The organism is Fibrobacter sp. UBA2449 (genome assembly GCF_002342555.1).
GTDB lineage: Bacteria > Fibrobacterota > Fibrobacteria > Fibrobacterales > Fibrobacteraceae > Fibrobacter.
This window is the reverse complement of the sequence record NZ_DDQF01000002.1, coordinates 120,792-142,267: the sequence shown is the minus strand read 5'-3', so window position 1 is coordinate 142,267 and position 21,476 is coordinate 120,792. Positions and strand designations below refer to the sequence as shown.

Genomic DNA, 21,476 nt, shown 5'->3' with positions numbered 1-21,476 from the left:
GCAGTTCGCGCCACAAAACAGCCAGCAATTCTGCGCGCGATAGGACTAAACACAGCAAAACGAGCCATTTAGTCCTATTTTCAAAGCGTTCAGCCAGCATTTCTTGTCGCAGGCACCCCGCATAACCCCGGCAATTCTGCGCGCGGTAGGACTAAACGCCCCAAAACGAGCCATTTAGTCCTATTTTCACTGCTTTCTCACCACATTTCTTATCGCAGGCGCCCCCACAGGAGCGAAATTTCGCCGCATTTCCCCGTCACTTTGTAAACCTTTTGCAACAAACGATTCAAAAAGCCCCCTTCGCGCCCCATTTCCCTCAAAAAAATGCCCTTTTTTGCATGCTTTTTCGCAATTTCGCGTTGTAGGTGTTGTAAACCTTTACAATGGAATTTCATCCAAACTACTACCCGAACCCCGCTTCAGAATCTACATTACTACATGTAAACCAAACATCCCATACACCAACAACGGCATCCCCTTGCGGGGTGCCGTTGTGGTTTATAGAGCAAAAGTCTTCCCCCGTTTTCTTAAATTTATGCCGCTATGGATAATGTTTCGCTAAAGCGGCTTCGTGAATGGTTCAAGAAGAATGCGGCAGAGCTGCCGTGGAGGCCCGCCGACCTGGACGCCCCGCGCGACCCCTACGCGGTCTGGATCAGCGAAACCATGCTCCAGCAGACGCAGGTATCGACGGTCCGCGATTATTTCGTGAAATGGATGACGCGTTTCCCGGATATCGAGACGCTCGCGGCAGCTTCCGAAGACGAAGTTTTCCACTTCTGGCAGGGGCTCGGCTACTACAGCCGCGCGAGGAACATCCTGAAGACGGCGCAGGCCATTTGCGGCGTAAACCGGCCAACACGGGGGGCGGCAAAGTGCGAAATGCCGCGCACCCGTAAGGAGCTCGAAGCGCTGCCGGGAATCGGCGCCTACACCGCAGGGGCAATCTTGAGTCTCGCCTACCACCAGAAGGAAGCTATCCTCGACGGCAACCTGGTCCGAATTTTTTCAAGGCTATTCCTGCTCGATTTCCTGCCGACAGACAAGACACCCACCCAGAAACCGCGCAACAGTCAAGGCGAAAGCTGTTCCGAAACCTACTGGAACTACGCGCGCGAAATCGCGGACTCGCCCAAGGCCTACATGCACAACGAGGCGCTCATGGAACTCGGGCGCACCGTATGCAGGGTCAAGAATCCCGAGTGCTGCCTTTGCCCCCTCCAAAGCATTTGCCGAGCTGCGCTCGAAAACCGCACCGCCGAATATCCGCCTTCCAAAAAGCGCACGCAAATGGACTGGCACGGCACCGTCCTCGTCATAGAAAGCGCAGACCACAAGATTCTCGCCGTCCACGGCGGGCAGAAATTTTTCAGGAACCAGTTCACGCTGCCTCATTTCGAATCTCCCCGAGGCGCGACAGCGGGCATTCCCGCCGAAGCCGAAGATTACATCGCCGCAGACGAAATCTCTTCCGTCGAAACCCGCGATTCATTCCGCCACGGCATCACAGTCCACAAGATCGAGTGCGACGTGCTGCTGATCAGGCTAGGCACAACGGCAACAAACGCCACAAGGCATCTCGCCAAACAGCGCAGGGCACATCCAAAACTCGAATTCAAATGGATAGAGGCCAGCACGGCGCAAGCAGCGCTCGCCAACAGTTTCAGCCTCAAGGCTCTCAGGAAGGCTTTCGGCTAGCCGAACCAACAGAGGGCGAATACAACCACAAAGCATGCAATCAGATGAGCAAGCATGCGAACCATGGGATGCGACACGGCAACCGTCTTTTTAGAACAATGATTTTTTAATGTCCGAAAACACATTAGAACGTTTTCCTTACTGTACAAACAAATCGAAGCCTATCGTAATCACCGTTCGGCACCTGGATTACCTCGTCCGCAAGGACATGTATCAGGGTTCCCGTCAGGTACAATCCATGCCTCGGGAACTGCTGTTCGAACGTTGCATCCCAATACCAGTCTCCCTTCACGACTAGCGGGTCGGGGCTGCGCAGGTTCCACTGGGCATCGCTCCTGTAGCGAAGCGAATGCGACACCCGGAAGCTCTTGCGGATGAGCCAGTCCCCGGTAAAGGCGACAAAGTATTCCGCCGGAGTCACCTCGAAGCGTTCCGAAGGCCCGTCGATGCGTTCGAAACCAGCCAGCGCACGGAACTTGAACCAGTCCTCATACCACGTATCAAGCCAAAGTTCTCCAGTGACGCCCTTGATCCAGGAATCGATGCGCGACACATCGCCATAGCGGAACTCGAGAATGCCATCCTTCACAAAATCTTCCACGTCGAACGTCTCGGCGCCGTGTTCCGTCCAGAATGTAGCGCGGCCCCCGAGAGATACCGAAGCAATGGTATCGGCAAAAGCCACGTAGCCCTGCACCAGGTTCATCTGGCCCGAAGGCGAAAGATCCATCGTATCCGACACGCTTTTTACGTTGAAATACTCCTTGTCATCGGCAAGCGGGTTCAGGCGCGTACCCGAAATGTTCTTGACGCCAATCGTAACGCCGAGACCCTTCACGGGAACGGGCATACCCATCTCGACGCTATCCTGCACGAGCCAGTCGGAATCGTTCATGCCGAACATGGCATCGGCACGGAGCCAGCGGAACGGCTGCACGCGCAACTGCATGAACGGCCAGAGCACGCGGTCGTTATCCAGCCCGGTATAAACGTCACCGTCGTCACTCACGAACCGGAACGCGATTCCCGCAGACAGCTGGAACATACCCTTCTGGCAGGCGTTTCCGCACTTGTAGAGGACAGAGCCGTTCACCTCGTTGCGTTCGCCGGACTCGTCGACACGAGCGTCCTGGTATTCCGCATGCTCGTAAGCGGCAGTCAGCGCAAAATTCCAGAAATTCACCCGGCCTTCCACACGGGGCGCCATGTGTACCGGAATCCAGCGGGAAGATTCCATGTATTCCCAGAGATATTCCTCGCCCGCCAAGACGGATGCATTGACGAAATCGTTCGTAAAGCCCACGCCGCCGTATATGGAACTGAACATCGGATAATTTTCACCAAAGATGGCAAACTCATCGGAAACCATCTTTTTGCGGTAACTGTATGTGCGGGCAGAATAATGGTCGTCCTGGAAACCACGCGCCGTCGCCCAGAATCCCTTGAAACTCGGGCTTCTGAAGCCTCCTTCGAGAATTGGCGTGCGGTTCGTGGGCCTGTCCGTCTCGGTAATCACGTCCTGGTAAATCATGTCGCCGAGTTCGTTACCCGTCTTGACCCACACGGAGGGTTCCATCGGATTCCACGAGGGCAGCAGCGACATGCGGTTGAACAGCAATCGGTTGCGCAATTTCTGCGGGGTCCAGAGTTCGGTTTCGGAATGGATTCCACCTGCACCGAGAATGCGGTCAAAGAAATAAGTCGGGCCACCCACGAGGAAGGTGCCGTCGTCACGGCTCACCGCCTCCAAGCCCTCCATTTCGGGGTCCACCGCAGCACCCGCCAAAACTGCAGAAAGCGTAAGTACAGACAACGTTGTCGAGAGCGAGGATTTCATTACCAGACCCTCCTTTCTACATAAACGCCGATGGTCAAGGTATTGGACCTTTCGGGAAGCGTCCAGATCTGTTCCCAAAGCGCATTGAACCCTATCGTAAACGACCTGTAGTACAGGAACGGCATGTTGATCCGCGCGAACCAGCCGAACTCCGTCTCGTTATCGAGAAGCATGCCGCCACGGCCTTTCAAATAGTCATCTTCGCCATCATAATCGGCACGGGCCCAGTTGCAAGTAAAGCCAGCGCCAATCGCAAGCGGCTTGACATATTTCCAGTGCCAGTCGAGACCGAGCCTCCCTACGAACTGGTGGACTCCCGGATACGGGATTCCCTCGGGGCGCACCTTCACGTAGGCGTAGTTGAAGTTGACAAAGCCGTCGAAATCGTCCCAGTAAGAATAGCGGAATCCGACTCCCCCATAGAACGAATTCTCGACAGCATCGATCAAGTCTCCGAAGGGGTACATTTCGCCGCCTTCGATGGAGACATAGATTTTCGAGAAAGCGGAATCTGCCGGATTCTGCGCAAAGAGCGTGGAAGCACAGCACAGGACGATTGACGACAAAATAAGTTTCAGTTTCATACTTTTTTCCGTTCTATAGCCTGTGCAAAAAATCCGTCAAAACGATTATCCTGCGCGCCGGGAAGCACATGCTCGCCACGCTTGACAAACTCGGGATGAGCCTTCAAGAAACGGTTCACGACCTGGGTCGTTTCCAGCGGGTCGGGGCTGCACGTGGCATATACGAGAACGCCGACTTCCGCAAGGCGAGCAGAAGCGGCTTCAAGAATCCCGTACTGCAGTTCGGCAAGTTCCTTCATGGAATCTTGCGTAATACGGTACTTTGATTCGGGCCTGCGGGGCATAACGCCCATGTTGCTGCAGGGCACATCGAGCAAGATGCGGTCGAACTTCGACTGCTGCGGCGAAAGCGCGTCGATGCATTCCAGTCGCACGTTCTTGAGGCCCAGGCGGTCCACCACGTCGTGCATCTTTTCTACGCGGAAAGCGGAAACGTCGCTCGCGAGAATATCGAGTGAGCAGTCCATCTCGCCCATCAGCGCGGACTTGCCGCCGGGAGCGGCACACGCATCCCAAACCTTGAGGCCGGGCTTCAGGTCGAGCAGTTTCACGACCTCGTACGCGGCCGGATTCTGCATGCTGAACTCGCCCTTCGCGAAAGATTCCGATTCCAGAATCGGCTTGAGTTTCGCATCTTCGGGAACCTGGATGTAGCGGTCGTAGAGAATCGAAGCACCCGTAAGCCCGAGTTTCTGGGCAAGTACCGGAGCGGAAGTCTTCTGCAGGTTCACGCGAATCCATTCCACCGGGCGCTCGAGCGTCGCCTTCGCAAGCGATTCTGCACGGTCACCGCCGTAAATATCGAACCAGCGACGCACCAGCCATTCAGGCACGGAGCTTTCAATCGAGACGCGACGCACACGCTGTTGCGGAAGTGCGGGCAACCCGGACCTTCGCGCGGAATGCAGCACGGCGTTCACGAGCCGCGCGGAACCTTCGCCAAGGTTCGCCGCCTTCGTGAGTTCCACACTCGTCGAAACGGCGGCGTGGTCCGGGATTTCCATAAAGAACATCTGGAAGATTCCCATTTCAAGCACGGTCGCCACTTCAAGCGAGGGCATTTTCTTTACGAGAGTCTTTAAAAAGTATTGCAGGTACAGGTGCCTGCGGCACACGCCCAGGGCAAGTTCCATCGCGAAAGGAGAAAGCCCGCTTTCTTTAATAAAGCTACCGTCCTTCTGCCACAGCAGAAGCACGCGGTATGCGTCCATACGCTCTTTCAGGGAATCGTCTAGCAAAAGCAAAGTCCTTCGCGGTTCTGGATTCCACGCATAAAGTCGGCGACAGGCATCGGCTTCTTGCCTTCCGCCTGAATTTCAAGAACTTCGAGCAGGCCCTCGCCCGTACCCACGTACAGGCGGTTGTCCTTGAATTCCACGGCACCCGGGGCAAGCTTCGGGCCGTTCTCCGGGGTATCCGTCTTGCGCAGGTACACCATGCGGCCACCGAGCTTTCCGTAGCCGCCCGGCCACGGATTGAAGGCGCGGATGCGGTCGTGAATTACGGATGCCGGCAGGTTAAAATCGATAAGGCCTTCTTCCTTCTTGAGCTTCGGCGCGCCACTTGCCTGCGCGTGATCCTGCGTCAAGTCCTTCTCGCGACCTTCCATGAGCTGGCGGATTGCATCGTCCAGCGCGTCACAGCCGGGCACCACCATCTTTTCCAGAAGCGAAGCCGTCGTATCCTGATGGTCAATCGCCACGACCTTCTGCGCAAGAATCGGACCGTGGTCCATCTTCTCATCCAAGCGGAAAACCGTCACGCCCGTTTCCTTGAGGCCGTCCGCAATCGCGCGCTGCACCGGGGCGGCACCACGGTACTTGGGCAACAGACTGCCGTGAACGTTCACGGCGCCGAACTTCGCGACACCCAGGATGTTCTTCGGGAGAATCGAGTATGCAACGACCACGAAGAGATCCGCATCGTAGGCGCGCAGGGCGCTCTCGAATTCGGGCGACTTCAAGTCGACCGGTTGAAGAACCGGGAGCCCGAATTCGAGCGCCAGTTGCTTAACTGGCGGGGGCGTGAGAACGCGCCCGCGCCCTGCCGGGCGGTCAGGCTGCGTGACAACAGCCACCACATCCGCAAATTCAGATTCCTTGAGGTGCTTCAAAAAACAGGCCGCGAACTCCGGCGTTCCCATAAATACGACTTTCATGAAAAACAATGTAGAAAAATAGCCTACACGCGTTTCGCATGCAGGCCAATATTCGTGAATTGGTCTAGTATATTTTGAAATGACGGCCTAGTCCTTGATGCAGCGGACCGAGAACTCCAAATACTCGGGAGGGTCACGCACCCACGACCATTGCGCATCATTCGAAAAACGAAGCACCTTGATTCGACCGGCATTCATCCACAGGGTATAATCGGAGGGATACAGGTCAGTCGGAGCCTTGTCCCATCCGGCCATCCAAAGACCCGCACCTTCCCCCTTGCCGTCGCAAACCAAGTTCGAGGAGTTGCATTTGCCTGCAGGGAGCAGAGAGAATCCGACAAGATCCGTCCCCTTTTCAAGCCAATCCCATTTGTCCTTCGCCCTCAAGGCATTGAACGGCGAATCTCCTTCTAGATTCAACGAATCCAATAGTGACGCAATATAGAGTTTCTTAAGGGAATCGGTCTCGTCGGAATTCATCAACTCTTCAAAATCATCAGCCATCTGGTGCGCCATCGGATCATACCCTGTAATGGAATCCACATGGTTAAACAGGGTCAGCACTTCTTCGTGATTCGGCAAATGCCATCCATCGGGACAAATGCCCTGGACATTTTCACCGGCCTTGACCTTTTTTCCCAATGCGTCGCAATCTTCCGTCGGCATCTGTCCAAAGGCCATATCTATACCGCAGCCCGTCTTGACCGAATCCATCACGGCACCCCAGGTATAGAGCCTACCGTACTTGATGCAATTATCGGAATCTCCGCCGTAACAGGCATTCCCATAAATCGAACCACCCGCCTTGTAGGCATAATTCAGGTTTTCAGCCATCCATTCCTGTTCGCCAATTACAATCGTCTTATAGGTTCTGCCGTCACGCTTATCTGTCAACGTACCGTAATCGAAATCGAGGGAATCCTTATCGTCCGATTCGGAAGCTAGGCTCCATTCGTTCTTGGAGCAATAATAATTCTCGCCGTAGGTCGCACTCAGCTCGTTCTTGTTTTTCCGAGTCAAACCGGCAGATTCATCATCGCATTCACCCAATTCGAAATTATACCACCAGAATCTCTTGAAGAACTTTTCGAAGGCCGGGACATCCTCGCCCAATTCCCACGAACGGATGTTCGAACGGATCTCGGCCAGGTCCGCCGTGCTCGCCCAATCCGCGATATCGGTCTTGGTCGCCTCATCTTCCCACGAGCCATCCTTCTCAATGTCGCTTGCAAAGCCAGCAAACCTGTCGGAGAGCTTGCCTTCCGTAAGGTCGCCCTGCATCAAGATGCTTATGGCAAGGAGCGCCGCGTTATCGTCTCCGGTTGCAAAGATGTTCAAGTCTTCGGCAGAAGCATTCTTCACCTCTATACCAAAGGCTTCGAATACTTCAGATTCAGCCTTTTTCTTCGCCTCGGATATTTCCGTTCCATCGGCGACCAGCCCGATAACGCGTTCGTATTCGAGATGTGTCAGCAAATTGATGTTCGCCTTTTCCCGTTCAGAAAGATCCACCAGTGCGTTCAAGGTTATCTGGCTCTTGGACACGTCTCCTGTCACTTCGTTACGGTAGAAGCCTTCTGTTTCGAGCAGAGCAAACTGCGAAATGAGCGAGATGTCATTCACGGAAAATTCGCCCTTATCGTTTGAAATCTTTCCCTTGAAGCTCTTGCCTGTCTGGCGAAGTTTTCCCGATTCAACCAAGGCTTCGCCATCAAGTTCCTGCACCGTAATGCTAGAGCCCTTGAGGAAAGGTCCCTTCTGCGATACACCCGCCACAGTCTTATCCTCTATGGCGATAATCTGGGTCTCTTCGCTGGTTCCGCCAGCACCCTTATTGCTATTGTCATCACCACAGCCAACACACAGGAGTGCGAACAAAGTTGCAAAAAGGAACATTATAAAATTTTCATCAAATTTACGCATTTTGAATCTCCTGTATGTTTTTTGTCAAAGGAAAAAGTTGCAAGTTCAAGCGGTAGACTCTATCCATGCCATCGTCCTCGCTAGCGATGGCAACAATTTTCTTTCGGAACTCTGCCAGTTCCGCCACGATTTTCGTGTATGCCTTCTGGGTAAGCCCCATGGTGATTCCAGAAACGTTCCTTTCCGAAAGGGGCAAGTTCTTGATGGCATCCAGTGCGAAATTTCCCATCTGCAGGTGCATCTGCTGGATTGCAAGCGGGACAAAGCTCATCTCACCCGTAGAAACGGACTTGTCCGACTGTCTGTAGGAGCCATCCTTGTTTTTCTTCAAGAGCCCCAGATCGACCAGATAGCGCACGGACTCCTTGACCTCGGCGGCCGTCATCTTGGGCAAGCAGCAATCCGCCACCTTCTTAGGGAACATTTTCGGCATGTGGGGCACCAACTCGCGGAGCACCGGATTCTTCCAGGATTCATAATAACCCATGGACTTTCGCCCAAGAACATTCACCTTATGGGCTTGGGCCAGCGCCTGCATTTCGTCAAATGCTTTTTTACGCTGTGGGCCTATTTTCGATTGCGTGAACGTCACCAGGTTAATGAAATAGGCCTTTTCGAAACCTTCCAGATCCATAGCCTGTGCAACCCGTTCGACACCGCCCTTCCGCAAGGAACTTTTTCCTTCGCTTACCAACTTGAGGAACACCGGCGACACGTACCCCGCACGATGCGAAAAATCGCGCCAGGTAAGGCCATGACGCAACTTGTTCTCGGCAAACCAGAGCCGCATGAACTCTCGATAATCTTGAAATTCTACTACTGAACGCATACCAGCAAAGATACTTTCGCGCCCCCTTCTCCGCAACAATTTTTGATACAAATCAAGCATTTTTTTGCAAATTTTAGGAATGTATGATAATTTTAAACTTTTTACGATACAAAAACGTCAAATTTCAGCAAAAAAAGCCACTTTGGGTTATTCGTGAGCACTCTTTTTTTAAAGCGCACTTTTTCTAAATTTACGCCCGCAATGAGAATCCCGCTCCAACTTGCCGTCATTTTCGCCATCTGCCTTGCCGGGGAATTCCTCCACCGCATTGTGGGCGTGCCCCTCCCGGGGAACATTATCGGCATGGTCCTGCTGCTCATATTACTTTGTACAAAAGTCATCAAGCCGGAACAGATTTCGGGCGTCTCGAGCTTTTTCCTGAACCACCTGGCACTCTTCTTCTTGCCGCCTAGCATCGCCATCATGGCCGTCGGCGACGACGTACTTTCCAAGTGGCCGCTTTTACTGTTCCTCTGCATCGCCTTCACGCTCGTGAGCATTGCTGCCGGCGGCCGGGTCACGCAGTTTTTTATCCGCAGGCAGGAATACCGGGAAAACCTGGCCCTGCGTGCAGAACGCCTTTCCAAGCGTGCAGAGCGCAACGGCACAATCGGGGGCGAAAAATGAACGCCATCATCAATTCTCCCCTGTTCGGCATATTCCTCACGCTCGTCGCATTCGAAGCCGGCGTTTTCGTCAGCAAAAAATTCAAGTATTCCTTCCTGAACCCGCTCCTGATAGGCAACATCCTCATCGTCGGATTCCTGCTCATCACGGGCATCAGCCTCGAAAGCTACAACGTGGGCGGCGACTACATCTCGGTGATGCTCTCGCCCGCGACAGTCGTGCTCGCCATCCCGCTCTACAGGCAGATTTCAAAACTCAGGCAATTCTGGAAGCCCATACTTGCGGGCATTTTTGCAGGTAGCCTCACCTCGATTGCGTGCGTGATTCTTTTCAGTAAACTGCTCGGGCTGAGCAACACGCTCATGCTCTCGTTGCTCCCGAAATCCGTCACCATCCCGATGGGGAGCGTCATCTCGGCGCAAATCGGCGGCATTCCTTCCGTCACCATCATCGCCATCACCGTCACGGGAATCACGGGTGCGGTCGCGGCCCCCGCCGTATGCAGGTTCTGCCACATAAAGCACAAGGTAGCGCAGGGTATCGCCATCGGCACCGCAAGCCATGCGCTCGGCACCACCCGCGCCATGGAGATGGGCGAAGTACAGGGCGCCATGAGCAGCCTTGCCATCGGGATTGCAGGGCTATTCACCGCAGTCGTCGCACCACTGATTTTAGCGTGCTTGTCCTAAACGCTTCGTCTCTATAGGGAATTATCTAGCGGCCAACGAGAACTTCGGAAAGAAGCGTCTCCCTTTCAGGGAACTTGCAGAGTTTCCGGACTTCGTCTTCGCAAAAGAAGGGTTCGCGACGGGCAAACTTTCCTAGTCCGCGGGCCGATTCCCGAAGCATCTCGGCGATGAACCCCGCGTTCATGTTCAGGTAGCGGTAGGCGCGTTCCCCGAGCATGTTGCACGCTTCCTCGACATCCGCCGTAAAGAACACGGCAAAGGACGCATTCTCCACGGCCTCCGGCGAAAGATGCGCATTGCAGAACTTGCCCCGATTCACCGAGTTCGTCTGCAGATACAGAGTCTTTTTCAGCGGAACATAGCGATACAGGCCGGGAAACACCAGCATCACGTCAAAGCACACGACCCAGATTTTAAGGAGGCCCGCGCCGAACGTGTTCAGGTTGCAGATTTCCATCCAGCGCAGGATCGTCGAAAAGTCATCGAGCGACGCCTTCCAGGGCTTAAAATTCCTGTAGCTCACCTTACCCGGGCCCAGGAATTCATACTCGCGGAAAAAATACTCGTTCGGGAACTTGAGCGGCGTAAGCGGGAATTCCGCCCCGTCCGCAGGCTGGTTCACCACGCGGCATATTTTCATGCACCTCGACAAGTCCGTGATGCACTCGCCACGGTTCTGCCTCAAGAACCTCGATGCGTAGCGTCCTTCTCCTAGGTCGGAATCGCCCTGGATTTCACCCCTATTGGAATAGGCGAAATCCGAAACAGCCTCGTATTTCTTGAGCGATTTCGGCATCAGGCACAAAGCTGCGAGCGGTACCTCGGAAGCCCCGAGGCCAAGAGCCACGGCAACATCGTCATCGACAAACGCACCGAACGGTATCGCGATTCCCCCCAGCGAACGCGCAAGGATGGAGACAAGTCCCGCGATGGAACCCGTATCGATTTCCAGTTCCCTGTAGGCACCTTCCTTGTACCGCCAAACCGCACGGTCCAAGATACCGGTAAAGAAAAGCGATATGCCCGCAGCCTGCATTACCTCGTTCGGCGGGAACGCCGCGCAAAGCTTGTCGATGTTCGCCCTGCGCGCTTTCGCATTCTCGGCGGGGAGCAGCACCAGTTCGCCTTCTGCGTAGTCATAATAATAGAGCCCGTCCGGAAAACGTTCGCCGCGCAACAGCACGTAGATTCCAACCGAATGAAGCCCATCCGCGCTGACATCGTTCTTCAACTGCGAAAGCAGCCTGTTCAACATCGAAGACGACGCATTCACAAGCGAAAGCAGGTCACCGTCGACCACCTTTCCCTGCCCTTCTACCGGGAAACGCTTCGCTCCCGGATAGCTCTTGTCAGGAGGCGTCCTCCTGTCCCAATGAAGAGTAACGGGATCCCCCACATGGCGCAGGGAATGCCTTACGGATTCATGATAAGCGATGGAATAGAAGCCCACGGCATGAAATATATAAAAATAGCGAATCAAACACTTGATACAGTTAGCGATGTTTGGCTCTTACTAGACTCGTTTAGACCCATATCGTTATATATATTAGCGTAGAAAAGAGAAATCAGGACCATGTATAGTTTACCCTCGTAAACGCAAACTATACCGAAATCCTTTTTTTTCGCCCCATACCGATGTAGTTTTAGATTGCACAAAACCCAAAACGAGGAAACGATGAATTTCAAACTCAAAACTGGTCTTACCCTTTCCGCGGCCGCACTCTTCTTCATGAGCGCCTGCGGCGACGACTCCTCCAGCAATCCTTCCAACAAGGACCCCGAAAACGGTGTGCCGACCGATTCCCTGGATGTTCCCACGGATTCTATCCCGACAGACTCCATCCCGACAGACTCGATCCCGGCAGACAGCATTCCGCAAGGCACTGAGAATGTGAGCAAGGTCGTGATGCCCGAAGAGGCCGCCGACATCGTCGCCTCCATCGAAATTCCGAAGGACACCGGCAAGGGCCTCACCATTGACGACTTTGAAGACGGCAACAACGGCTCGCTGCAGGGTGAATTCTACTGGTACACCTACAACGACAACAACGGCGGTGCCGACGGTGACGGCGCATCCGAAATCAAGACTCCCATTGGCGAAGAAGGCTATCCGGTTGCCAGAAAATCCGACAACGGAACGAACTATGTCTGGGCTGTGTACTACTCCCTCGACAAGGGCGAATACCTGTGGGACCCGTACGTAGGCTGGGGCGTCGAGCTCGATCCCGAAATTGACTACAGCCGCTTCGGCGGAATCACCTACTGGTACAAGGGTGGCGCCCACGAAATCCACGTGGAAACTTCCGACGTGACGGACTACGACGTCCACCTCGCAAAGGTCAAGGCATCCCGAGTCTGGACCAAGGCTGTCATCCGCTTCAAGGATCTCGCACAGGGCGGCTGGGGCGAAAAGGTCGAATTCAATGCGGCAAACATTGAAAAGATCAGTTTCCAGGCCAAGGGCAACGGCAAGATTGACTCCGTGCTCATCGACAACGTCTACCTGCAGGACACGAGCGAAGTCGAAAAGGACAAGCCCGACATGACCATCATGGACCCCGAAATTCCGGAAGTGACCATCGGCGACATCAAGATTTCGAACCCGCTCCAGGCCAAGGCCATGAAGTACCTCAACAAGGGTCTCAACATCACCAACTGGCTTGAAGAAGACAAGACCTACTTCAAGGGCGAATTCAAGTTCGACGAATCCGATATCAAGCTCATGGCCGACAACGGAATCAAGTCGCTGCGTCTGCCCATCGACCTCGACAAGTACGTCACCAACCGCGACGAATTCGTGGCCGACACCACCGGCAAGACCGAACTCAAGTTCGACGACAAAAACCTCTTCGCCGTCCTCGACTCCTTCGTCGAATGGACCGGCAAGCACGGCATGTCCTTCGTTATCGACTACCACGAATATGACAACAGCTACAACGCCACAAGCGCCGCGAATCCCAACTACACCAAAATGATGGCAAACGTGTGGAAGCACGTGGCAGCCCACTTCGCAAGCAACGACCGTGAAGATATCTTCTTCGAGCTCCTGAACGAACCCGACATGAGCAACGGCAAGGTTTCTTCTGCAACTTGGCGCGTTGCCGCCCAGGAAGACATCGACTCCATCCGCACGGTCGACACGAAGCACACCATCATCTTCGGTGATGCCGAATGGTACGCCATCAAGCACCTCGCCGCAGGCGAAAAGCTCAATGACGACAACGTTGTCTACGCAATACACACCTACGAACCGTTCGTGTTCACACACCAGGGTGCCGACTGGTCCGAGACCAAGACCATCAAGAACCTGATGTTCCCCTACGATAAGGAAAAGTGGTCCGAATACAGCGCTGACTTCGGCGTCATTTCCACCGGTTCGACCAAGACCGCAAAGTGGGTCGCGGATGCCGTGAAGAACTACTACAAGAACGCAAGCAAGGAAGCCATCCTCAAACTCATCCTCCCCGCAAAGGAATGGGCCGTGAAGAACAACGTGCCGGTCATCATCAACGAATTCGGCGCCTACAGGCCGGCAAGCGACAAGCAGTCCGTCCTGAACTACATGGCCGCCATGAGGGATATCAGCGACACGCTTGAAATTCCGCTCACTCACTGGGGATACACCGGCGGCTTCGCCCTGTTCGAATCCGAAGGCGCAAGCCCGAAGGGCACCAAGCTCATCGAAGGCATGAAGGAAGCCTACGGCCTCTAATCGAAATACAAAGTTCTCCTCCTAACACATAGGTCGCGCGGGCAACCGCGCGACCTTTTTTCGTCAGGGAACGAGAAGGAACAACCCCCAATTGGGTTTTCAAGCGCGAATTTCCTAAATTTATAGAACAATGTTCTTCGACGCGAAAAAAATCCGCGCTATGGCTGCGGCTACTCTTGCAGGCACATTGCTGCTTGCGGGTTCTGCCTTTGCGGCCGGCTTCTACGGCAACCAGAGCGACATCAAGTGGAAGACCGCCGGCACGAAGCACTTCCAGTTCATCTACCCGCAGGAATACACCGAGCACGCTTCCGCGCTTTCCGCATACGCAGAAGCGGTCTACGATTCGGTGGTGGGCCGCTACAAGAAGGACCTGCCGGGCCGCGTGAACGCGGTGCTCAACAACGCTCTCTACAGTAACGGCAGCGCCGTCCCGAGCGAGAACGCGGTAAACCTGTGGCTCACCAACTGGGATTTCAAGGTCCGCAGCAGTCACGGCTGGCTTGCGGACGTGATTACTCACGAGTTCAGCCACCTGGTGAGCATCGAGAACGGCAGCAAGCTCAAGCCAAGCATCTACGGCATCCAAATCGGCTACACCGACTACTACAACGAGCGCATCACGAGCGACTTCGCGACATTCATTCCCTTCACGCTGCAACCGCTGTGGTTTGCCGAGGGCACGGCGCAGTTCGAATCGAGCCGCATGGGCTTTGACGCCTGGGACACGCACCGTGACATGCTGCTGCGCATCGCGGCCCTCAACGATAGCCTGCTCCCGCTCGAATACATGCACGACTTTTCGGACAACTCGCTTTTTGCGGAACTCGGGCCCTACACGCAGGGGTTCTCGCTTGTACGCTACATCGCGGAACACTACGGCGAAGACGCTGTCCCGAAAATCTGGACGGAACTTTCGAAGCTTTATCGCGTAACGCTCGACGGGGCGCTCAAGAAGGTTCTCGGCATCAGCGAGAAGGAACTCTACGAAGCGTGGAAAAAGGAAATCACCGAGGCGTACAAGGCGCAGAAGGATTCCCTCGGGCCGCTCGTCGAGGGCACGAAGATTACCGCAGACGCCTTCTGGCAGGACTTCCCCGTAGTCGCGGGCAAGCACCTCTACGGCGTATCGAATTTCGGCGGACCGTGGTTCGACGGTGCGGTTTTCAAGATGCCGCTGGAACCGGATAGCAGTGCCGCGGACAGTACTGCGAAGGAAGACGAAAAGATTGACGGCATCGAAATCGGCCAGATATCTATCGAAGAAGAAACTGACGAAGATTCCACCATCAATATCGGAGACTACGCGAAGAGCGGGTTCCGCGCGAAGAAGCCCTGGTTCGACAAGGGCATCGACGTGTACGACGCCCCGGAGAAAGGCCCGATTCTTGCCTACGTGACGTTCCAAAACCGCGACAAGGACGGGCACGCCCACTTCGACATTGCGGTGAGCGACACGAACAAGAACAAGCTCACCCTCACCCACCTCGTGGACGCGGTCTACCCCGCATTCAGCCCCAAGGGGAACGAAGTCGCCTTCGTACGGCGCGAACCCTACAGCACGCGCTTCGTGCTGAGCAAGGTTCCCTTCACCGCAGACTTCAGCGAATACACGGCAGAAGACCCGATAGACATCTATGTGCCCGACGCGAAGTTCAGGTACTACAACATCTATAGCCCCAAGTACAGCCCCGACGGCAAGCGAATCGCCTTCAGTTTCTTTGACGACGTGCACCGCGGTATCGCCGTGATAGACGCGGACGGCAAGAACATGAAGGTCGTGAGCACCGAGGGCTACGACGAGCGCGACGTGAACTGGATTGACGACAGCAAGATTGTGTTCGCGAGCAACAGGAACGGAATCTTCAACCTCATCGAGAAGAACATCGACACCGGGTACGAACGCCCGCTCACGAACGTGGTCGGCGGCGCATTCACGCCGGTACTCGCGGGCGACACTCTCTACTTCACGCAATACGACAAGGACGGGTTCTCGCTCTACAAGTTGCAGTACACGAGCATCGCGATGGTAAACGACACGACGATGAACATCATGGAACGCGACAGTACCATCCAAGTTGCCGATACCGTTTGGAACAACTGCGCGGCAGCTGATTCTACAAAGATCCCCGCCTCCGCGGGGATGACGAAGGACTCAGCCTCGGTTGACTCTACCGCGGCACTCGCAAACTGCACGACAGAGCCGACAGTCACGATGCGCGATTCAGCCATCAAGCTCATCGACACGACATACACGATCACGCAGAGGCCCGCCCCGAGCGAAATCGTGCTCAAGGGTTCGCCCCTCCCGCGCATAGAGAAGCATATCGAACTCGAAAGCCGCGAATTCGCCGGCACCGAGCGCGACTACAAACCCATCCCGACAGTCCCGCTGTTCATCCCGATGCTCTCGTTCAACGAGAACGCCCCCGACCTCACCGTATTCGGAGAAGGACAACTCAAGGCAAAGATCGGGCTTGCCGCCATCATCGCGGACCCGCTCAAGAAGAACACGGTGCAAGTCGGCCTCCTGCTCGAAATCGGCAACGGAATCGACTACATCAATTCGGGCGGAATCAACCCCAAGCAGGAAAAGGAGTTCTTCGTCGCATGGGAAAACAGGAGCACGCCCATCGACTTCGGATTATCCTATTCCTATGCGAACTACACGAGCAGGGACACCGTGCGCTACGAAGACGTGCGCGCCCACGACGGGGACAGCCTCGGCATCAGCAACTACGCCGTCCCGATGCAGTCGATTGTCGCAATGGCGGGTTACAGCCCGTTCAAGAGCGCCGACACGCTTCAAATTGCCGCAGGTTACGACTGGGCAGACTTCAACCTCTACGAAGACAACTTCGCATGGACCTACCAGAAGCGGTTCAGCGCGATGGCTCTCTTCGGCATCTACGGCGACAGCGAAGGCGAGGACGGCACGGGCATCAGTGGCCAGGGCGACGGGGCCGTCATCTCGTACCAGTATTCCAACAGCGACCTGTTCCGTCCGGGAACATTCGCCGAAAGTTTCTATGTCACCGAGAGCGGACAGGCAAAGCCCAAGTACAGGAATTTCAACATCCACGAGTTCGGCCTGAGCCTCTACGGGAGCATCCAGAGCCCGCTCACCGGGGCACGCCTCGCCGCGGGAGCAAAGGTTGGCGGCATATTCAGCTGGGACACCGACTCGAAGGATTCCAGCGGGGCAAAAGTAGACACGCTCGACTCCTACTACTACAGTCCCATCTTGCTCGAAGGCTACCCCTACCTGCGCAGTTCCGAAAACTACACGCGCGCAGGCACCAAGACCGCCATGGCCGAGCTCCACTACCTATTCCCGTTCTACGACGACTGGCGCAAGGGTTTCTGGATTTTCGAGACTCGCGATTTCTATATCGATGCTTTCGCGCAGATCGGCGCCGCCTGGAATTCCAAATGGTTCGACACCGACAAGTTCACCGACCATGATTTCTGGGACCGTTCCGTAGGGTTCTCGCTGCGCCTGAGCAACAGGATTTTCTACAGCGTCCCGCTCGACATCTCGCTCACGTTCGCCCGCGCCCTCAGCCGCATCAGCGACGAAAATGGCAGAAGCGAAAGCAGGAAGGTCAAACCCATCGACATCCCGCTATTGCCCGACGCGGCATCGCCCACAAAAATAAAGTTTGCTATCGGAATGGGATTTATAAACACCTGGCAATAGGCTGGTCGCCTGCAGCAGGGTCACTTTCTCGAAGCAACCACGAACTCGCGCAATTTTTCCATGGCATCGCTTTCGCGGTTGAACATCAGATTCTCGACGAGGCAACAAAGCCTATAAGGTATTTCGTCGTATGCGGGTTCCAGCTTGGAATCCACCAACACGAAATCCAGTCCCGCCTTGCGCGCATGGTGCAAAAACACGGAGTGGAACACGCCCCGCAAGCTATCGTCGCCTTCAAACAAGCGGCCAATCTTGCTTATGTCGCAAAGGATATGCGCATATGGCAGGTTCACCTTCACGAACTTGCAGATTCTAAAGAAGGTCTCTATTCCCGAGGCCAAATCGATATCCGAAGCAGGGACGTTCGGTTCGAAAAGGACATCCTCGGCATGGAAAGCAAGTTTACCGATAAGCAGGCGATACATCCGTTCCATAATGGCAGACTGACGTTCGAACGTAGTCGCCTCGCCTTCCTCGTCCTCGGCTCGGAACACGGCGGCAAAGCCATGCTTGCGAATTTCCTCGGCCTTGTAGAGGAACACTTCTTCCCCTTCTCGAAGGCTGACCGATCTTGCAATCCCCTTTCCAAGCACACATTCCATACCTGCGACAAGGGCATCCCACCTTTCCGAACTGACCATGACCGGCAACCGCGCGGATTCATCTTGCAGCAGCAAGCCGTCCAGCTGCGATTCCATGATTTTCTTGGCCTCTTTCTCATCCACATCGACGTCTACCGCAATAACCTTGGCATCGCAAGACTGTTTCCCGATGACAACCACGTCATTTTGCTTCGAGACATCCAGGGCGTCAAGACCGCTCAGAAGCGTGCTGTAACTGCGAGCTGGAATCTTGCGGGGCCGGCATCCCCGGAGCGCCTTTACGACCGTTTTCACCCTGGCCGGAGAAGATCCACGACCGCCACCGACAATGTTGACGACACGGGAATCGGCCAACTTCCACATTTCTTCGGCAAGAGCCCTTTCCAAAGCGTTTGCCGCGACCCCGGCGCACAGCCTCTCAAAATCAACGAAAGCACTTACACGCACCGACGCGAGCGAGAAATCCCGGAGGCTGGGCAATATATCGGAAACCTCGGAAGCACACTCCACCCCAAGGCCAAATATCGGGAAACTACTGACGCTATGCCGCAACGCCCCTACGCCCAGCCCCGATGCTAGGTGCGCACCGGAATCAGACACCAATGCCGAAACAATAATCGGATAGAGCATACCGCGTTCGTTGCAAATCTTAAGGACCGCATACAGGGCGGCCTTCGCATCGAGCGAATTCGATATATTCTCAAGCATCAGGACATCCGCACCACCATCCAGAAGTCCCCTGGCTTGTTCGCCGTAGCAATCCACCAGATCCCGGAAAGGAGCCCGCCGTGCCGACGCACCCATGCAGCCCACAACGAACTTGCGTTCGGGAACCTGGCCCAGCTTCCCTGCGCGAGAGTTGAGAATATCGTCGTTGTATTCTTCCACCGCCTGACGCGCGAGTTCCGCGCCCGCCTTCGCGATGTCATAGGCCATCTTGTCCAAGCGATATTCCGTCTGGCCATGGGCATTCGCGTTTCGCGTAACCGTGCGGACAAGGTCCACTCCCGACTCAAGATAGGCCCGGTGCATTTCTTTCACACGGGCCGGAGCCGTAAGACACAGGACCTCGAAATTGCCTTCAAGCGACACGGGATGATCAGCAAACTCGTTGCCGCGGAAATCCTGTTCCGTAAGCGATTGCGTCCCGAACGACGCCACGTAATCCCCGTCCATCACAAGGATCCGTCCGATGCTCGCACGAGAAAGCTCCTGATATGATTTCGAAAGGTTCATGGGATGATTATCGCCCGGACACTATCGTCTGTTCGGGACTTCGCCTGGAAGCAACTGTCCGGGGCTCGTGCGCTGGGCATCGCGGCCCCTGAAATTCGGGTTGTACTGTTTTACCTGCGAAGCCTTCACCTCGGCCTGCAGCTCCATCAAGTGCGTCTCCCACTCCTTCATGGAGTCGTCGAATTCGCCGCGAGCCTGCAGCATGAGTTCGCGGAGCTGCAAGAGTTCCTGCATCTGGTCTCGCTTCATGATCCACAGTTCCTCCTCCTCGGGCATTCGCTCGATGTTGAAGAGGATGTTCAGGTAACGCTCTTCCGCTTCCTTGTAGGCCTTATAGGTCTCCTTGTACATCATGTAACGGTCGTCGACCATTGTCTGCTGCGGCGACGGGTGCGTCGTGCATCCCGAAAGGACAGCCGCAAGGGATACGGCGGACAGGGCTATGATTATACGGAGGCAAGCGCGCATGGGCTATTCCTTTTCCGCGCGCTTGATGTTGAAGAGGCGTTCGTGCGTGATGTTGCTTTTGAAGGTGACCGTGTCCTTCGTGACCGGGTGCACCATGTAGTGCGTCCCCACCTTCACTTCGCGTTCCTGGCACGGGATGCCCGTCTCGGGGTCGATCATGATTTCGAACTCGGTGTCATATTCCGCCTTGTGGCCGGCAGTGTACGCCTTGAATTTCTCGGGCACGATATTGCTGTTCACGTGCTGCTCCCAGATGTAGTAGGGGAAGCTTTCCGTCTCATGCAGGTAAATCTTGTAATCCAGGCAACGACGGTGGTCACGGTTCTCGAAGCCCTTCGTGACAACAGAATCAATCTTGATGAGCGCAAAGTTCAGGCGTCCCTGGTCCTTGAGCATCTGCGTGATGTTCGCCTTCACGGGCACTGTACCCGTAAGCAGGTGGTCCATTTCCCAGCGATGCTTTTCGAGGCGGCGCAGGTGAGGCTTGTAATCGGGGTTCAGGAGCTGCTTGCGCCAGCGTTCGGGCATCGGGATGTGCGCGAGAAGCGTGTCGTAACCGTCATCGAGGCCCGTAATGCTCGTCACTTCGCGGTCAACGGCCGCAAGGTTCACCTCCTTCACGCGCCATGCAAGTTCGGAGGGCATAAAATTCTTGAGGTAGCCGCGGGAATTGTTCAAGCGGTACAGGCGCTGCACCTTCGTGGTATCGCCCGCAGTAGAGTAGTTCAGGTCCACATAGGCGGCGGTAATCGTGCCCATCTGCTCTTCGCCCTTCAGGTCAATCGTCGCGAAGTAGCTTTCGGTATAGACCTCCACATCTACAGGCTGTGCAAGCTTGTAGTTGAGCGTAACCTCAGATTCGCCGCACCCGGCAAGAGCAAACGGCAAGGCACAAAAAGCGGCAAGCACCCCAATAGAGGCGAAATGTTTTTCTCTAAACATCAAGACATCCAAATTATTTCACTTTGTTCTTTACGAGCGTCACTTCCTTAAACGCGAGGAGCCTATCGCCAGCAGTAGCTTCGATAAGAATCGACCCCGGAGCCTTATGACGCGTGAGTTCCGCAGCCGTCATCAGTCCACCGCGCTTGGAATGTCCCTGCAGCGTGTAGACGCTCACTTTCTCGTTCACCTTGGTCTCGTAGTGCCAGATTTCCTTTCCTTTGCTCTTTTCTGTACCTTCGTAGAAGGTTATCTTCAAGGCAGGGAAATCGAAGCCGGTGCCGTAGCGGAACTGGACAATCATCGGATTGATAAGTTCGAACTCGCTGGTCGTATCAACAACCACCTGGTTCGCCGGGTTCCACTCACGACCGCAAACAATCTTCGCTTCTTCAGTGGAACAGGCGGCAAGGAGCGCGCCAAAGGCAACCACAGCAAGCAAAATCAGTTTTCTCATTCTTAAGCCTCCCA

General features: G+C 55.1%; 16 protein-coding genes. 5 read left to right on the top strand and 11 right to left on the bottom strand.

Annotation, left to right across the window (positions count from 1 at the left end):
- The first annotated feature begins 543 nt into the window (after positions 1 to 543).
- The gene (locus tag B4B27_RS00700; protein WP_290722675.1) at positions 544 to 1,698 is read left to right on the top strand and encodes an A/G-specific adenine glycosylase; all 1,155 of its coding nucleotides are present in this window, start codon (positions 544 to 546) and stop codon (positions 1,696 to 1,698) included.
- Between the two features lie 124 nt (positions 1,699 to 1,822).
- Here the strand turns inward: B4B27_RS00700 and B4B27_RS00695 are convergent, their stop codons facing one another.
- The 6 genes from B4B27_RS00695 to B4B27_RS00670 form a co-directional block, all read right to left on the bottom strand.
- Entirely contained in the window at positions 1,823 to 3,535 is a 1,713-nt protein-coding gene (locus tag B4B27_RS00695; protein WP_290722673.1) for a hypothetical protein, read from the bottom strand.
- Entirely contained in the window at positions 3,535 to 4,119 is a 585-nt protein-coding gene (locus tag B4B27_RS00690; protein ID WP_290722671.1) for a hypothetical protein, read from the bottom strand. The genes B4B27_RS00695 and B4B27_RS00690 overlap by 1 nt, the downstream gene beginning before the upstream one ends.
- Complete coding sequence (locus B4B27_RS00685; RefSeq protein ID WP_290722668.1) at positions 4,116 to 5,330, bottom strand: transcription antitermination factor NusB; 1,215 nt, start codon at positions 5,328 to 5,330, stop codon at positions 4,116 to 4,118. Before B4B27_RS00685 ends, B4B27_RS00690 begins: the two co-directional genes overlap by 4 nt.
- A 20-nt stretch (positions 5,331 to 5,350) precedes the next feature.
- A complete protein-coding gene (gene fmt, locus B4B27_RS00680; protein ID WP_290722666.1) occupies positions 5,351 to 6,277 on the bottom strand; it encodes a methionyl-tRNA formyltransferase in 927 nt (308 codons plus the stop codon).
- Between the two features lie 87 nt (positions 6,278 to 6,364).
- Positions 6,365 to 8,173 carry an FISUMP domain-containing protein gene (locus tag B4B27_RS00675; protein ID WP_290722664.1) on the bottom strand — a complete coding sequence of 603 codons (1,809 nt, stop codon included), beginning with the start codon at positions 8,171 to 8,173 and terminating at the stop codon, positions 6,365 to 6,367.
- A 19-nt stretch (positions 8,174 to 8,192) separates the two neighbouring features.
- Positions 8,193 to 9,029 (bottom strand): TIGR02147 family protein, encoded by an 837-nt coding sequence (locus B4B27_RS00670; protein WP_290722662.1) that lies wholly within the window; start codon positions 9,027 to 9,029, stop codon positions 8,193 to 8,195.
- Positions 9,030 to 9,230: 201 nt separating this feature from the next.
- Here B4B27_RS00670 and B4B27_RS00665 point away from each other — a divergent pair, with 201 nt between their 5' ends.
- Positions 9,231 to 9,656 (top strand): CidA/LrgA family protein, encoded by a 426-nt coding sequence (locus B4B27_RS00665; RefSeq protein ID WP_290722659.1) that lies wholly within the window; start codon positions 9,231 to 9,233, stop codon positions 9,654 to 9,656.
- Positions 9,653 to 10,345 (top strand): LrgB family protein, encoded by a 693-nt coding sequence (locus B4B27_RS00660; protein WP_290722657.1) that lies wholly within the window; start codon positions 9,653 to 9,655, stop codon positions 10,343 to 10,345. The genes B4B27_RS00665 and B4B27_RS00660 overlap by 4 nt, the downstream gene beginning before the upstream one ends.
- 25 nt (positions 10,346 to 10,370) lie before the next feature.
- Here the strand turns inward: B4B27_RS00660 and B4B27_RS00655 are convergent, their stop codons facing one another.
- On the bottom strand, positions 10,371 to 11,795 hold the full coding sequence (locus B4B27_RS00655) for a nitroreductase family protein (protein WP_290722655.1): 1,425 nt from the start codon (positions 11,793 to 11,795) through the stop codon (positions 10,371 to 10,373).
- Positions 11,796 to 12,020: 225 nt separating this feature from the next.
- Here B4B27_RS00655 and B4B27_RS00650 point away from each other — a divergent pair, with 225 nt between their 5' ends.
- Positions 12,021 to 14,057: a cellulase family glycosylhydrolase gene (locus tag B4B27_RS00650; RefSeq protein ID WP_349678218.1), complete on the top strand. Its 2,037-nt coding sequence runs from the start codon at positions 12,021 to 12,023 to the stop codon at positions 14,055 to 14,057.
- Positions 14,058 to 14,187: 130 nt separating this feature from the next.
- Positions 14,188 to 17,757 carry a hypothetical protein gene (locus tag B4B27_RS00645; RefSeq protein ID WP_290722653.1) on the top strand — a complete coding sequence of 1,190 codons (3,570 nt, stop codon included), beginning with the start codon at positions 14,188 to 14,190 and terminating at the stop codon, positions 17,755 to 17,757.
- Between the two features lie 20 nt (positions 17,758 to 17,777).
- Here the strand turns inward: B4B27_RS00645 and B4B27_RS00640 are convergent, their stop codons facing one another.
- The 4 genes from B4B27_RS00640 to B4B27_RS00625 are packed head-to-tail and all read right to left on the bottom strand — an operon-like array spanning position 17,778 to position 21,462.
- The gene (locus B4B27_RS00640) at positions 17,778 to 19,595 is read right to left on the bottom strand and encodes a homocysteine S-methyltransferase family protein (protein ID WP_290722651.1); all 1,818 of its coding nucleotides are present in this window, start codon (positions 19,593 to 19,595) and stop codon (positions 17,778 to 17,780) included.
- Positions 19,596 to 19,616: 21 nt separating this feature from the next.
- Positions 19,617 to 20,063: a hypothetical protein gene (locus B4B27_RS00635; protein ID WP_173382296.1), complete on the bottom strand. Its 447-nt coding sequence runs from the start codon at positions 20,061 to 20,063 to the stop codon at positions 19,617 to 19,619.
- Between the two features lie 3 nt (positions 20,064 to 20,066).
- The gene (locus B4B27_RS00630; protein ID WP_290722648.1) at positions 20,067 to 21,005 is read right to left on the bottom strand and encodes a hypothetical protein; all 939 of its coding nucleotides are present in this window, start codon (positions 21,003 to 21,005) and stop codon (positions 20,067 to 20,069) included.
- 13 nt (positions 21,006 to 21,018) lie between these two features.
- On the bottom strand, positions 21,019 to 21,462 hold the full coding sequence (locus B4B27_RS00625; RefSeq protein ID WP_173382295.1) for a hypothetical protein: 444 nt from the start codon (positions 21,460 to 21,462) through the stop codon (positions 21,019 to 21,021).
- Between the last annotated feature and the right edge of the window lie 14 nt (positions 21,463 to 21,476).